Annotated in this window: 20 protein-coding genes and 1 tRNA gene; 10 read left to right on the top strand and 11 right to left on the bottom strand. The window is 57.9% G+C overall.

Going from position 1 to position 13864, the window contains the following annotated elements; all coding sequences use genetic code 11:
- Positions 1-76 precede the first annotated feature (76 nt).
- Positions 77-415: an I78 family peptidase inhibitor gene (locus AC07RO_RS07475; RefSeq protein WP_282373371.1), complete on the top strand. Its 339-nt coding sequence runs from the start codon at positions 77-79 to the stop codon at positions 413-415.
- 71 nt (positions 416-486) lie between these two features.
- On the opposite strand, the gene AC07RO_RS07470 is transcribed toward AC07RO_RS07475, so the two are convergent.
- Both AC07RO_RS07470 and AC07RO_RS07465 read right to left on the bottom strand, forming a co-directional pair.
- Complete coding sequence (locus tag AC07RO_RS07470) at positions 487-699, bottom strand: cold-shock protein (RefSeq protein ID WP_065991529.1); 213 nt, start codon at positions 697-699, stop codon at positions 487-489.
- Between the two features lie 297 nt (positions 700-996).
- Positions 997-1311, bottom strand: coding sequence for a hypothetical protein (locus AC07RO_RS07465; RefSeq protein ID WP_133771120.1), 315 nt, complete (start codon positions 1309-1311; stop codon positions 997-999).
- A 389-nt stretch (positions 1312-1700) separates the two neighbouring features.
- On the opposite strand from AC07RO_RS07465, the gene thrS reads away from it, so the two are divergent.
- From thrS to AC07RO_RS07420, 9 genes are all read left to right on the top strand, one after another.
- A complete protein-coding gene (gene thrS, locus AC07RO_RS07460) occupies positions 1701-3623 on the top strand; it encodes a threonine--tRNA ligase (protein ID WP_346626218.1) in 1923 nt (640 codons plus the stop codon).
- Positions 3623-4174 (top strand): translation initiation factor IF-3, encoded by a 552-nt coding sequence (gene infC, locus AC07RO_RS07455; protein WP_172613086.1) that lies wholly within the window; start codon positions 3623-3625, stop codon positions 4172-4174. The genes thrS and infC overlap by 1 nt, the downstream gene beginning before the upstream one ends.
- 60 nt (positions 4175-4234) lie before the next feature.
- A complete protein-coding gene (gene rpmI, locus AC07RO_RS07450; protein ID WP_003442181.1) occupies positions 4235-4429 on the top strand; it encodes a 50S ribosomal protein L35 in 195 nt (64 codons plus the stop codon).
- A 28-nt stretch (positions 4430-4457) separates the two neighbouring features.
- Positions 4458-4814 (top strand): 50S ribosomal protein L20, encoded by a 357-nt coding sequence (rplT, locus tag AC07RO_RS07445; RefSeq protein WP_007905879.1) that lies wholly within the window; start codon positions 4458-4460, stop codon positions 4812-4814.
- A 104-nt stretch (positions 4815-4918) separates the two neighbouring features.
- On the top strand, positions 4919-5935 hold the full coding sequence (pheS, locus tag AC07RO_RS07440) for a phenylalanine--tRNA ligase subunit alpha (protein ID WP_192171982.1): 1017 nt from the start codon (positions 4919-4921) through the stop codon (positions 5933-5935).
- Between the two features lie 32 nt (positions 5936-5967).
- Positions 5968-8346 (top strand): phenylalanine--tRNA ligase subunit beta, encoded by a 2379-nt coding sequence (gene pheT, locus AC07RO_RS07435; RefSeq protein WP_495085705.1) that lies wholly within the window; start codon positions 5968-5970, stop codon positions 8344-8346.
- A gap of 3 nt (positions 8347-8349) precedes the next feature.
- Entirely contained in the window at positions 8350-8652 is a 303-nt protein-coding gene (gene ihfA, locus AC07RO_RS07430) for an integration host factor subunit alpha (RefSeq protein ID WP_002553164.1), read from the top strand.
- On the top strand, positions 8633-8989 hold the full coding sequence (locus AC07RO_RS07425; protein ID WP_074887387.1) for a MerR family transcriptional regulator: 357 nt from the start codon (positions 8633-8635) through the stop codon (positions 8987-8989). Before ihfA ends, AC07RO_RS07425 begins: the two co-directional genes overlap by 20 nt.
- Positions 8990-9097: 108 nt before the next feature.
- Positions 9098-9174 (top strand) — tRNA-Pro (locus tag AC07RO_RS07420).
- Positions 9175-9262: 88 nt separating this feature from the next.
- Here the strand turns inward: AC07RO_RS07420 and AC07RO_RS07415 are convergent.
- From AC07RO_RS07415 to AC07RO_RS07375, 9 genes are all read right to left on the bottom strand, one after another.
- A complete protein-coding gene (locus AC07RO_RS07415) occupies positions 9263-10375 on the bottom strand; it encodes a tyrosine-type recombinase/integrase (RefSeq protein ID WP_495085763.1) in 1113 nt (370 codons plus the stop codon).
- Complete coding sequence (locus AC07RO_RS07410) at positions 10375-10587, bottom strand: hypothetical protein (protein WP_282372619.1); 213 nt, start codon at positions 10585-10587, stop codon at positions 10375-10377. Before AC07RO_RS07410 ends, AC07RO_RS07415 begins: the two co-directional genes overlap by 1 nt.
- A 25-nt stretch (positions 10588-10612) precedes the next feature.
- Positions 10613-10933, bottom strand: a complete 321-nt coding sequence (locus AC07RO_RS07405) for an XkdD/Y8K6 family phage-associated protein (protein WP_495085704.1) — start codon at positions 10931-10933, stop codon at positions 10613-10615.
- A gap of 54 nt (positions 10934-10987) precedes the next feature.
- On the bottom strand, positions 10988-11272 hold the full coding sequence (locus AC07RO_RS07400; RefSeq protein WP_282372622.1) for a hypothetical protein: 285 nt from the start codon (positions 11270-11272) through the stop codon (positions 10988-10990).
- On the bottom strand, positions 11269-11673 hold the full coding sequence (locus tag AC07RO_RS07395) for a hypothetical protein (RefSeq protein ID WP_495085703.1): 405 nt from the start codon (positions 11671-11673) through the stop codon (positions 11269-11271). Before AC07RO_RS07395 ends, AC07RO_RS07400 begins: the two co-directional genes overlap by 4 nt.
- Positions 11670-12041, bottom strand: coding sequence for an HNH endonuclease (locus AC07RO_RS07390; protein ID WP_495085702.1), 372 nt, complete (start codon positions 12039-12041; stop codon positions 11670-11672). The genes AC07RO_RS07395 and AC07RO_RS07390 overlap by 4 nt, the downstream gene beginning before the upstream one ends.
- A gap of 377 nt (positions 12042-12418) precedes the next feature.
- Positions 12419-12754, bottom strand: coding sequence for a hypothetical protein (locus tag AC07RO_RS07385; RefSeq protein ID WP_495085701.1), 336 nt, complete (start codon positions 12752-12754; stop codon positions 12419-12421).
- Positions 12751-13056 carry a DUF4406 domain-containing protein gene (locus tag AC07RO_RS07380; RefSeq protein WP_495085700.1) on the bottom strand — a complete coding sequence of 102 codons (306 nt, stop codon included), beginning with the start codon at positions 13054-13056 and terminating at the stop codon, positions 12751-12753. Before AC07RO_RS07380 ends, AC07RO_RS07385 begins: the two co-directional genes overlap by 4 nt.
- Before the next feature lie 14 nt (positions 13057-13070).
- On the bottom strand, positions 13071-13850 hold the full coding sequence (locus tag AC07RO_RS07375; RefSeq protein WP_495085699.1) for a DUF2786 domain-containing protein: 780 nt from the start codon (positions 13848-13850) through the stop codon (positions 13071-13073).
- Positions 13851-13864: the final 14 nt, after the last annotated feature.

The raw sequence follows: 13864 nt of genomic DNA, 5'->3' as shown, positions 1-13864 counted from the left end.
GGCTTGCGCGTGGCGAAACGAAGCCGCTGGACCGCTGTCGCAGAGGTTCTGATTCAGTTAAACGTTAGGAGGTTGTATGCCCTGGAAATACGCATCATCGGGTCTGGTGCTCGCCGCAGCGCTGCTGGCCGGTTGCAGCAGCACGTCGGAGTCTTCGAGCCAGCCTGAGGAGAGCGTCGCCAGTTCCCCGGCCAGTTCCGCTGATGGTTATGCCCGTTGTGACGCGGCAGCGGTGCAGTTCGCTGTCGGCAAGCCGGCGTCAGCGGCATTGCTGGACCAGGCGAAGGCCAAGGCCGGCGCGCAGACCGCCAGAGTGCTCGGGCCCAACGACATCGTGACACTGGAATACCGCTCGGACCGTCTGAACCTGAACACCGATGATTCAGGGAAAGTGAACCGCGTCAATTGCGGTTAACGTCAGCGCATTACGGAATTGCAGGCATAAAAAAACCCCGTCAGTGACGGGGTTTTTTCAGATCGCTGGGATTACTCCGCGCGAACCTGAGCAGCTTGCATGCCCTTTTGGCCTTTTTCAGCCACGAAGGAAACAGTCTGGCCTTCTTTCAAGCTTTTGAAACCGTCGGATTCAATGGCTTTGAAATGTACAAAAAGGTCGTCGCCGCCACCCTGTGGGGTGATGAAGCCGAAGCCTTTTTCATCGTTGAACCATTTTACGGTGCCGGATTGGCGATTAGACATGGTGTATCTCCAGGAACATAATTTTCAGTAGTGCTGTGTTGCTCAGGCCAACTGGGCACACGAGCGCTATCATAGTCGAATTGTGTGAATGCTGGACTTTTTCGATTAGAACTTTGCGTCAGCATCTTCGATATAACGCCCCAAATGGGCCCCGTAGGCCTGTTTAGCCCGGTCGGCGCGTTCAGCGGCGAACCCTTCTTCAACCCCTGAAACCCGCTGAATTCGCGGGCTTCAGGGTGTCGGTCGATAGGTCCTTCTTTACGCCCCGGTCTGGGGCATCAAGGAAATGTAAATTTTTTATTTTTTGCCATTCAGGCAATTTTTGCTCACCGCCGCCTGCAGACGAGAGGTCATATCGGTACTGGGAGGCGTCGTTTTGTCATTGAGCGACGCGATCTCCTTGTCCGAGAAGTTCTGGTTGATTTGTTGAGCGCCGCACTCGCAATGCGCCTTCACTGCACTGGCGTCCATCGATGGATTGCTCTGGGTGGCTGCGGTGGTGCATTCGTTCATGTAGCTGGTCTTGGTTTTCGCATCCATCGCGGCATGAGCGCTGAGGGGCAGTGTCAGGGCAAGCGGGGCGAGAAGGGCGGCAACGCGTAGAAGCTTCATGGTGGATTCCTTTTTGTCGGTGGCCGTCGAGGTGTCAGGCCTTGAACAGGTACTACCGATAATCTGAGGCCCCTGAAGCGCACCAGTTCCGTGGCGCCGCTGCGTCTCGGTTCATTTGCCGATCCCCGTGCAGCGCCCACCACCGTTTAGCTGACCCTGCGGTAACGCTGTGATAGCATGCGCGCCTGCAGATTAGCTCGCATCTCGCGGGGCCCCGTTGCCCTGCTGCAAGTTCTGTCGATTTCGTAAGTTCCAGTCACTCTGGTTCGGTCTTCAGGTTGGCCTTCGGGCTCCTGCCACTGTGAGGCAGGCATACCACCGAATCGCGTACTGGCTCTATCCCACCCACGTGACCTTTGGTAGGGGTCACCACTAGGAGAGGAGGCGCCATGCCAACTATTACTCTTCCCGACGGCAGTCAACGTTCTTTCGATCACCCGGTATCCGTTGCCGAGGTCGCAGCATCCATTGGTGCGGGCCTGGCCAAAGCCACCGTGGCCGGCAAGGTCAACGGTCAACTGGTTGACGCCAGCGACATCATCGATACCGATGCGAGCCTGCAAATCATCACCCCCAAGGATCAGGAAGGCCTGGAGATCATTCGTCACTCCTGCGCGCACCTGGTCGGCCATGCCGTCAAGCAGCTCTATCCGACTGCCAAGATGGTGATCGGCCCGGTCATCGATGATGGCTTCTATTACGACATCGCTTATGAACGTCCTTTCACGCCGGACGACATGGCGGCGATCGAGCAGCGCATGCAGCAGCTGATCGAAAAGGACTACGACGTCATCAAGAAGGTCACGCCGCGTGCGGAAGTGATCGCAGTGTTCTCGGCCCGTGGCGAAGACTATAAGCTGCGTCTGGTCGAAGACATGCCGAACGAGCAGGCCATGGGCCTGTACTACCACGAAGAATACGTCGACATGTGCCGCGGTCCGCACGTGCCGAACACCCGTTTTCTGAAGTCATTCAAATTGACCAAGCTGTCCGGCGCCTACTGGCGCGGCGATGCCAAGAACGAGCAGTTGCAGCGCGTTTACGGCACGGCGTGGGCGGACAAGAAGCAGCTGGCGGCTTACATCCAGCGCATCGAAGAAGCCGAAAAACGCGATCACCGCAAGATCGGCAAGCGCCTGGGCCTGTTCCATACCCAGGAAGAAGCGCCGGGCATGGTGTTCTGGCACCCGAACGGCTGGACGCTCTACCAGGTTCTTGAGCAATACATGCGCAAGACCCAGCGCGAAAACGGCTACCTCGAGATCAAGACGCCTCAGGTTGTCGACCGCTCCCTGTGGGAGAAGTCCGGGCACTGGGCGAACTACGCCGAGAACATGTTCACCACCGAGTCGGAAAACCGCGACTACGCCATCAAGCCGATGAATTGCCCGTGCCACGTGCAGGTGTTCAATCAGGGCCTGAAAAGCTACCGCGAGTTGCCGCTGCGTCTGGCCGAATTCGGCGCCTGCCACCGCAACGAACCTTCGGGTGCGCTGCACGGCATCATGCGCGTGCGGGCGTTCACCCAGGATGACGCGCATATCTTCTGCACCGAAGAACAGATGCAGGCTGAATCCGCCGCGTTCATCAAGCTGACCATGGCCGTCTACGCCGATTTCGGTTTCAAAGACATCGAAATGAAGCTGTCTACCCGTCCTGAGAAGCGTGTCGGTTCCGATGAATTGTGGGATCGCGCCGAGTCTGCACTGGCTGCAGCCCTTGACAGCGCGGGTCTGCCGTACGATCTGCAACCGGGCGAGGGCGCGTTCTACGGTCCGAAGATCGAATTTTCTCTCAAGGATTGCTTGGGTCGCGTCTGGCAATGCGGTACTCTGCAGCTCGATTTCAACCTGCCGATCCGTCTGGGCGCCGAATTCGTGTCGGAAGACAACGGTCGCAAGCACCCGGTCATGTTGCACCGCGCAATCCTTGGCTCCTTCGAGCGCTTCATCGGAATCCTGATTGAGCATTACGAAGGCGCCTTCCCTGCGTGGCTTGCTCCAACTCAAGCAGTGATCATGAATATCACTGATAAACAGGCTGATTTTGCCCTTGAGGTGGAAAAAACATTGGCGCAAAGCGGATTCCGTGCCAAGTCCGACTTGAGAAATGAAAAGATCGGCTTTAAAATCCGCGAGCATACGTTGCTCAAAATTCCGTATCTCCTGGTGATTGGGGATCGGGAGGTTGAAACACAAACTGTCGCTGTGCGTACACGTGAAGGCGCAGACCTTGGCTCGATGCCGGTCGCCCAGTTCTCGGAGTTCCTTGCACAAGCGGTTTCCCGGCGTGGTCGCCAAGATTCGGAGTAATTATTATTAAGCGTGAAATGAGACAAGATAAACGAGCTGCACCGAAAGCCCCGATCAACGAGAATATCTCGGCACGTGAGGTTCGTTTAATTGGGGCTGAGGGTGAGCAGCTTGGGATTGTGTCAATTGAAGACGCGCTTCTTAAGGCTGAAGAGGCCAAACTGGATCTGGTGGAAATTTCCGCCGATGCAGTACCCCCTGTTTGCAAACTGATGGACTACGGCAAATCGATCTTCGAGAAGAAGAAACAGGTTGCTGCCGCCAAGAAAAATCAGAAGCAGATCCAGGTTAAAGAAATCAAGTTTCGTCCAGGGACGGAGGAAGGGGATTACCAGGTAAAACTACGCAACCTGGTACGTTTCCTGAGTGACGGGGACAGGGCCAAGATTTCCTTGAGATTTCGCGGTCGTGAGATGGCCCACCAGGAGCTGGGGATGGAGCTGTTGAAGCGGGTTGAAGCTGACCTGCTCGAATACGGTTCGGTCGAACAGCATCCTAAGATGGAAGGACGCCAGCTGATCATGGTCATCGCCCCGAAAAAGAAGAAATAACCACCAGGGCACGGCAGGCCTTGCGGTTATGTTTATCAACTGAATGCGGAGTATCCGAACATGCCAAAGATGAAGACTAAAAGTGGTGCAGCTAAACGGTTTTTGAAAACCGCGAATGGCATCAAGCACAAGCACGCTTTCAAGAGCCACATCCTGACCAAAATGTCGACAAAGCGTAAGCGTCAATTGCGTGGAAGCAGCTTGCTGCATCCGTCCGACGTGGCAAAAGTCAAGCGCATGCTGCGCCTTTGCTAATTTTGATCAAGAACAGAGGAATTAACTCATGGCTCGTGTAAAGCGTGGCGTCATTGCCCGTAAGCGTCACAAAAAAATTCTGAAACTTGCTAAAGGCTACTACGGCGCGCGTTCACGCGTATTCCGTGTTGCCAAGCAAGCGGTAATCAAGGCTGGCCAATACGCCTACCGTGACCGTCGTCAGAAAAAACGTCAGTTCCGCGCTCTGTGGATCGCTCGTATCAACGCTGGTGCGCGTATCAACGGTCTGTCCTACAGCCGTTTCATCGCTGGCCTGAAAAAAGCGTCGATCGAGATCGACCGCAAGGTTCTGGCTGATCTGGCAGTGAACGAAAAAGCGGCGTTTGCTGCGATTGTCGAGAAAGCTAAAGCCACTTTGGCCTAAGTCCCCGGCAATCACCGGACCCCGCTCGGGGTTCGGTGTTAAACGTCATAAATAGGGGAAGAGCCTTGTAAGCTCTTCCCCTATTTTGTATCTGGAGTCTGTACATGGAAAACCTGGACGCGCTGGTCTCTCAAGCACTTGAGGCTGTGCAAAGCGCCGAAGATATCAATGCCCTGGAGCAAATCCGGGTTCTGTACCTTGGCAAGAAGGGCGAATTGACTCAGGTGATGAAGACCCTGGGGAATCTGCCTGCTGATGAGCGTCCGAAGGTCGGCGCGCTGATCAACGAAGCCAAGGAGCGTGTCACAGAGGTTCTCAATGCGCGCAAGGCGTCGTTCGAGGAGGCCGATCTTGCGGTCAAGCTCGCGGCCGAATCCATTGACGTGACCCTGCCTGGCCGTGGCCAGACCACTGGCGGTCTGCACCCGGTTACCCGTACTCTGGAACGAATCGAGCAGTTCTTCACCCACATCGGCTACGGCATCGCCGAAGGCCCTGAGGTAGAAGACGATTACCACAACTTCGAAGCGCTCAACATCCCAGGCCATCACCCGGCCCGGTCGATGCATGACACTTTCTATTTCAATGCGAACATGCTGCTGCGCACCCATACCTCGCCGGTTCAGGTCCGCACCATGGAATCGCAGAAGCCTCCGATCCGCATCGTCTGCCCGGGCCGTGTGTATCGCAGTGACTCCGATATCACCCATTCCCCGATGTTCCATCAGGTCGAAGGCCTGCTGGTCGACCGCGATATCAACTTCGCCGACCTGAAAGGCACCATCGAGGAATTCCTGCGCGTGTTCTTTGAAAAAGAGCTGGCAGTGCGTTTCCGTCCTTCGTATTTCCCGTTCACCGAACCTTCGGCCGAAGTCGACATGGAATGCGTGATGTGCAGCGGCAAAGGCTGCCGCGTGTGCAAGCAGACCGGCTGGCTTGAAGTCATGGGCTGCGGCATGGTCCACCCCAACGTGCTGCGCATGTCGGGCATCGATCCGGAAGAGTTCCAGGGCTTCGCCTTCGGCATGGGCGTAGAGCGTCTGGCGATGCTGCGCTATGGCGTCAACGACTTGCGCCTGTTCTTCGACAACGACTTGCGGTTCCTCGCGCAATTTCGCTAGGTCGCCCGTAACGAATTCTTTAGGAGAGCAGGATGAAATTCAGTGAACAATGGCTGCGTGGCTGGGTAAGCCCGCAAGTGTCCCGCGACGAGCTGGTTGCTCGTCTGTCGATGGCCGGCCTTGAAGTAGACAGCGTCACCCCGGCAGCGGGCGTTTTCAGCGGTGTTGTGGTGGGCGAGGTGTTGAGCACCGAGCAACACCCGGACGCTGACAAGCTGCGCGTTTGCCAGGTCAGCAATGGCGCCGAGACTTTTCAGGTTGTGTGTGGCGCGCCAAACGTACGTCCCGGCCTGAAGATTCCATTCGCCATGATCGGCGCCGAATTGCCGGGCGATTTCAAGATCAAGAAAGCCAAGCTGCGGGGCGTCGAGTCCAACGGCATGCTGTGCTCCCAAGCCGAGCTGCAGGTGGGTGAGGGCAATGACGGCCTGATGGAGCTGCCGGCCGACGCGCCGGTGGGTCAGGATGTGCGCGTTTATCTCGAACTGGACGACGCGAGCATCGAGGTCGACCTGACGCCCAACCGCGGTGACTGCCTGTCGGTCGCGGGTCTGGCCCGTGAAGTGGGGGCGCTCTATGACGCAGTCGTCACGCGTCCACAGGTGGCAGTGGTTCCGGCCGTGCACGATGAAGTGCGTCCTGTAGACGTGATCGCGTCTGCGGCATGCCCACGTTATCTGGGTCGCGTCATCCGCAATGTCGACCTGTCGCGTCCTACGCCGTTGTGGATGGTTGAGCGCCTGCGTCGCTCGGACGTCCGCAGCATCGACGCCGCAGTCGACATCACCAACTACGTGATGCTTGAGCTGGGTCAGCCGCTGCACGCGTTCGACCTTGCCGAGATCAACGGCGGCATTCGTGTGCGCATGGCGGAAGAGGGCGAAAAGCTCGTGCTTCTGGATGGACAGGAAGTCAGCCTGCGCGCTGATACTCTGGTCATCGCCGATCACCAGCGTGCCCTGGCCATCGCCGGTGTCATGGGTGGCGAGCACAGCGGCGTGTCCGCGACCACTCGCGATATTTTCCTTGAGAGCGCTTTTTTCGATCAAATTGCCGTTGCCGGCAAGGCACGGTCCTATGGCCTGCACACCGACGCGTCCCATCGCTATGAGCGCGGCGTTGACTGGCAGCTCGCTCGTGAAGCCATGGAGCGTGCCACTGGCCTGCTTCTGGAGATCACGGGCGGTGAAGCTGGTCCGGTCATCGAAACCGTCAGCGATCAGCACCTGCCTTCGGTTGAGCCGATCATTCTGCGTGCCGAGCGTATCGAGCAGATGCTGGGCATGAAGATGGACGCAGCGGAAATCGAGCGTCTGCTCACAGCGCTCGGTCTCACCGTCGCGCCTCACGCCATCGAGCAGTGGCGCGTCGAAGTGCCGAGCCACCGCTTCGATATCACCCTCGAAGTCGATCTGATTGAAGAGCTGGCCCGCCTCCATGGTTACAACCGTCTGCCGGTTCGTTACCCGCAGGCGCGTCTGGCACCGCAACCGCGTGCCGAGGCTCGGAGTGATCTGCCAGCGTTGCGTCGTCTGCTGGTGGCTCGCGGTTATCAGGAAGCAATCACTTACAGCTTCATCGATCAGAAATGGTTCGAGCTGTTCAGCCCGGGTGCTGAGCCGCTGCTGCTGGCCAATCCGATCTCGGCTGACATGTCGGCAATGCGCTCGTCCCTGTGGCCGGGTCTGGTGAAGTCGCTGCAGCACAACCTCAATCGCCAGCAGGACCGCGTGCGCCTGTTCGAGAGCGGGCTGCGTTTTGTCGGTCAACTGGAAGGCTTGAAGCAAGAGCCGATGCTGGCCGGCGTGATCTGTGGCAGCCGTCTGCCGGAAGGCTGGGCGCAAGGCCGCGATGTCGTCGACTTCTTCGACGTCAAGGCTGACGTTGAAGCCGTGCTGGGCTTTGCCGGTGCGCAAGATGATTTCCGTTTCGTACCCGGAAGCCACCCCGCGTTGCACCCGGGTCAGACCGCACGTATCGAGCGTGGCGGGCGAGAAGTGGGCTACATCGGCGCACTGCACCCGGAACTGTCCAAGACCCTGGGCCTTGATCGTCCCGTGTTCGTCTTCGAGCTGGTTCTGGCTGAAGTGGCGACCGGTCGCCTGCCGAAATTCCATGAGCTTTCACGCTTCCCGGAAGTGCGTCGCGACCTGGCGCTGCTGGCTGATCGTGATGTTTCCGCGACCGCCGTGCTGGACGTTATTCGTGAGAATGCAGGGGAATGGCTCACAGACCTCAGGCTGTTTGATGTTTACCAGGGTAAAGGCATTGATCCGCTTAGAAAAAGCCTTGCAGTCGGCTTGACCTGGCAACATCCATCGCGCACTCTTACCGACGATGAGGTAAACGCTTCGACGCAGCAAATTCTCACCTCGCTAGAGGCAAGGTTAAACGCCACGTTAAGGATGTAGCGTATGGGGGCTCTGACGAAAGCTGAAATGGCCGAACGTCTGTACGAAGAGCTAGGCCTGAACAAACGAGAAGCCAAGGAACTGGTCGAGCTGTTCTTTGAGGAAATCAGGCACGCTCTGGAAGATAACGAGCAGGTCAAATTGTCCGGATTCGGCAATTTTGATCTGCGCGATAAACGCCAGCGACCGGGTCGAAATCCCAAGACAGGGGAAGAAATCCCGATTACCGCTCGCCGTGTGGTCACCTTTCGCCCAGGGCAGAAACTGAAGGCCCGAGTTGAGGCTTATGCTGGAACCAAGTCATAACGACGAGCTACCGCCTATCCCCGGCAAGCGCTACTTCACCATTGGTGAAGTCAGCGAGCTCTGCGCGGTCAAACCGCACGTTCTGCGTTATTGGGAGCAGGAGTTTCCTCAACTCAACCCGGTCAAGCGCCGCGGAAACCGCCGGTATTATCAGCGACAGGACGTGCTGATGATCCGCCAGATCCGCGCGCTGCTTTACGATCAGGGCTTCACCATTGGCGGCGCGCGTTTGCGCATGTCCAGCGATGAGGTCAAGGATGATTCGCTGCAGTACAAGCAGCTGATCAAACAGATGATTGTCGAGCTGGAAGACGTGCTGGTCGTGCTGCGTAAATGACTTCACGTGGTAAGCCGAAATACTTCCATCATTCAAAAGCTTAGGGTATATTCCTCGACGCTTTCGCAAGAACCCGTAATACAGAAGTAGCAGTGAGTAACGCCTAGTCGGGGCGTAGCGCAGTCCGGTAGCGCACTAGCATGGGGTGCTAGGGGTCGAGTGTTCGAATCACTCCGTCCCGACCATATTTTGCAAAGGGAATCAGCCACTTACCGGTTCGATTCCCTTCTTCGTTTTTGGCTTGCGCAAAATCCGCGCAAAACTGGCGCAAAACTATCCGGTGATATCGCTGATATCGAGGTCCGGAATGGCCTCCGACCAGATCACCTCAGCGTGCTCCTTCTGGTAGTTTTTGGTCATCTCCTCGCTCGCGTGCCCGGCGATCTTCTGCCCATCTTTCCCGGCTTTCTTGTACAAGTGCAGCGACAGTGCCCTGACTTCGTGGAAGCCTGGCATCTCTTCTTCCTTCCATCCCTTGTAGCAATCCGCTGCCTCCCTGGCGTCCTTGAATGCGCGCGTCAAGTAACGCTCCTCAACCTTAGTCCAGTGCTCTTTGGTCTCAGCCTGCTTCTGTTTCTTCCGATCAGGTCTGCGGTGCACCAGGAAAGGGGAGACGACGTTGTCACGGCAATGGCTGATCATTCGCTGCAGCTCGGGCGTCACCCTGAACCTGATCCACGCCGCGTCACTGGCCTTCGAAGTCTTCTGCTGCACCACATAGAGATAGCCGTCTTTCACGTCTTCGAACTTCATCGCGAGGATATCGGTGCGCCGCTGCGCAGTGATCAGTGCAAGATCGATCGCATTTTGCAACCAGGAGGGTGCCTTCTCCCTGATCGCCTTGAGGCCGTCGACTGTATGCCGTTTGCGGGTTTTCTTCTCGATACGATTGATGGTGCTCGCCGCAGGGTTGTCGGGGCACAACCCCTTGGCCGCCGCGTGATTAAAAATGTCGATCAGCAGCGCCCGGCACTGGTTGGCTGTGCGCGGCGTCAACAGGTCGAGCATTTGCGCGATCATGCGGATCGAGATCTGATCGACAGCCTTTCCTTCGAACTCACGTCGGAATCTGCGGAAGTGCACGGCGTAAAGTCCGAGCGTTCCCGTCGACAGCTCGCGCGGCGGCAGCACGTTCTTCTCGTAATCATCCAGGAAGGCGGTGAACAGCTCGGCTGATTCACCCAGTACCACGCCGACCAGGTCGGCGCCCTGCATGAATGCTAAGTTCAGTTGCTTGGCCGCATCCACAGCCTTCACCCGGTCGGAGCCGAACTGAAACCACTTTCCATCAGTCGGGCGCCGGTACCGGTATGTGCCGCGCCGGTCATCCAAGTAAAGGTTCTGCGGCAAGCCTTTGTTCGACTTGTTGCGCGGCCGTGGGACCATCATGCAGCTCCTTTCAATACCATCGCGACGAGATCGTTGCCGGCGGCTTTGTTGAATGCCGCCCAGTCGATATACCAGAGTTTGCCGATCTGCTCGCCTGGAAGCTTGCCGTCTCGGATGTAGTTGCGGATTGCCTGGGGGCAGGGCGGTGTTCCGTTTTCGCCCCAGCGCCGCCGCTGAAATTCGCTGATCTTGATCAGTTCACGCTTCATGGGATGCCTCTTCCCCGTCCGGGGTCTATGCGGGGTTGAGTGGTTTCGTTGCCTTTGCGATTGCAGCCTTGCCATCTGCGATGATTTCGTTCAGCGCTTTGAGTCCGGCATATCCGTCATTGCAGTTCACCGGGTAGTCCAGATCCCACTGGATGAGGCGCTGGGCAATAGTCAGCAATTCGGGCGACGCGGATACCAGTGCGGCGTCCTCCGGGTTCTGACATGCGAAATAGCCGTCCACGTTCTGCAGGAACAGGTTTTCCTGTCCGTGCCTTCCTTCGAACGTCACGCAATCGGTCATTCGGTGGTGAACAGTCCAAGGCTTGGGTGTGTTTTTCTGAGGCATGGGAGTACTCCGCCCGCCGTACACCGGCAGGCATGTTGATAGATGGGGAGGGGGTTAGGCTTTGCTGGCGCGCTTCAGCTTCTCGTCCAGCTTTTTCATTTCATGCTGAACGCGGGGCAGGTCGCAGACATGGCAGACCGTGTTGCGTGTCGGCACCTTGTTGAATCGGGTGACCTCGATTGCGTGACCGCACTCGAGCAACAGGGCTCGGGTGCGGGTTCGATGGATGACTGACTTCGCGGTATTTTTGGTGATAATTTCTTTCACCACGACGTCGACGTGGATGAAGGTCTCGCCCACTATCTTGCGTCGAGCGTCCGGGAACGCTTGTTCGCTCACGCCGCCACCTGCTGAATATTCGACTCAACCCATTCCCGCATGCGCACCCAGCGCTCTTCAGGCGTTTCCGCGTTCCAGCTGCCCTCGTCGTTCATGAAGACAATCTCAGCGGCAAGCGCCGGAGCGATGCCGAACGCCTTTGCCACGTCTTCACGATCATCAGGGTCAAGGCCTTCCATGTTGATGCCGCGCTTTGCCCCAAGCACGCCGATCGTGCAGAACTGCCCATCAGCCTCCAGGACGTCAGCGACCAAGCGCTTTTCGGGCATGGCATCCATTGCGTCGCGAAGTTCAAGCAGGAACGCCTGGCCGCGCTTGCCCTTCATGGCCGAAGTGACTGCGCCCCGCCAGCAGATCAGGCTCCAGTTTTCGCAATCGTCGCTGTATCCGCTGCGGCTCATGGCTTTTCCTTCTCGAAATAGAACACCACTGGCGCCGCCGTCTCGACGACCAGGCCGTATGCCTTCGCGAGTCGGTAGATGGGGTGGTAGAGGTTGAGGCTGTTGACATGGCCCACCAGGTAAGTGCGCCATGCCTCCAGAGGCATTTGGGACTTGCTCAGATTGCAAGGCACGCAGGCTGGCATCATGTTGTCCAGGTTGTGGTTCTGCGGGCGCTCGGCCTTGCCTTCCCAGCGATGACTTGTTCCGCGCCGAACGGCTTGCAGGTGGTCGGCGTGCCAGCGGTCACCAAGTTCGATGCCGCAATATGCGCAGCGGCCGCCGTATTTCATGCGGGCCTGCTCGCGCTCCAGCTTTTTCAAGCGCACAGATGTCTCCTCGCCGCATAAGCAGCAGGCAATAGGGATAAGGGGGGAGACTGGCGATCCGACTCGATGAATGAATGCTTCAGCGATGGCTCGGATGCATTGGAGAGCAATTTTCGGTTGCTTCACGTTTGAGGATACCCACATGCAGTCCGCTCAAAATTTCACAAACGCAGCGCAGCAGTTGATTTTGGTACTAGAGGACGCAACCGCTGTCATGTCAGGGTTGATCTCGGCATCATCAATAGGTACTCACGAATGGAAATCGGCGGTAAGCGCGCAACAGGAAGCGTTCGTTGAGCTACACCTTCATCTCAGTAAGGCTGCCGCCTAATCGCGGTAGGCATTAGGGGTAGGGTGGAGCCGAACGGGCGGCGGGGTTACTGCGGGATTGCGCGGTCGCGTCGCTTGCGGAACTCGTACACCATGCCGCGCAGTTCCTTCAGTGCCTCGTGCAGGTCGGCGCGGGCCGAATCAACCAACTCAGCGAGCTTGCCTTCGCCGTCGTCACCGCGTTCATCCACATTCATTTGAGCTAGCGAATAGGCCTGGTACGCCTCGTGGACACTGTCCGCTGCTTTGGCAAGGTAGCCGGCGTGCTCGATCGCGTAATCCTGCGGCGTCCGCTCCTTCACCACTGCGCGGCCATCCCCGCCGCGACAGTACGCCAGCCGCTCTGCAGGACAACCGCTCAACCGCTTTGCTTGATTGCTCATAGCCCCTCCTGCGGCGTAAAAATGCCGTTTGCTGGAATGACGGCCATACCGAGATGGATGGCGAGTTCAATTTCTACGTTGGCGCCGCGGGACTGACGCCAGTCCGGAAGGAACGCCACTGTGTCGCAGGTCAGCATCTGACGGATCGCGTCACGCATGCACATGTGCCAGGGCGCGTCGGCCTGCAGCGGGTTCTCGACGGTGTAACCGAGGGCGCGGAGGCGGGCGGCTTCTGCATTGAATGCGGGGTAGTTGTAATCGGGCAGGCCCGTCATGGGCCCGCTGAGGTAGATGCGTTGCATGGGGGTGTCCTCGATTAGGCCGCGCCCGTGAGAGCCAGCTGCTCATCACCGCCGCGCGTCAGCCCGGCGTGCAGCTCGACCCTCTGGCCCGCGAGCATCCCGGCGATCTGGGCGTTTAAATCCAGCTCGACGCCCTTGCTTTTCCGGGACTCTCTGATGTCTTGGGCAGCAAGGTATTCACTGATCAAAGCCTTGTCCTGCGCTTGCACTGAGACGAGGTCTTGGCCAGTGGCGGGGCGCCCGGACAAATCGTCGTCGGCTTGAGGAATAAGGGCTTTCAGTTTGGACTGAACCTCCCAAACCCACGCTAACGCGAAGTGGTCGCCAGCGGTTGCAGCTGAATATTGGCTGCGATGAACACCAGCCCTTACGCCCGAGCAATACTCTTTGCGCGCCTGGGTGAGCTTGGTCAGCAACGCTTCATATGCATACAGCGCGATGTTCTGTGCGGGTGAAACGCCAACAAACGTCGCGCACTCAATGAATTCGTCTTTCGAATGACTCCATTTTCGGCGGCGTAGTGTTGTGCAGCTGAATGCATCGGCGACGGCGATGCTCAGCTGCTGATCCCAAGCGGGACGCCGCCGGACACGGACAAATGCCGACTCAACTTCTCCCACATCGCTCAGCTGCACGTCCATTTCCGTGAGGCGGTATTCCCGCATCAGCGCCTGAGCCTGGCGAAGCGCAGTCGCGGCCTCGTTCTCGTTGGCGCTTTGGGCCAGAGCTAGGCAGTGCTTGATCTTGCGGATCGCCCGCTCAAGCTTTTTATCGTCAATCGGTTCGGTGGTCATGCGGGATCCTCGCC

The organism is Pseudomonas sp. GW821-FHT07F05, from assembly GCF_059418765.1.
The sequence above is the reverse complement of the archived record's forward strand: the minus strand, read 5'-3'. Positions and strand labels throughout refer to the sequence as shown.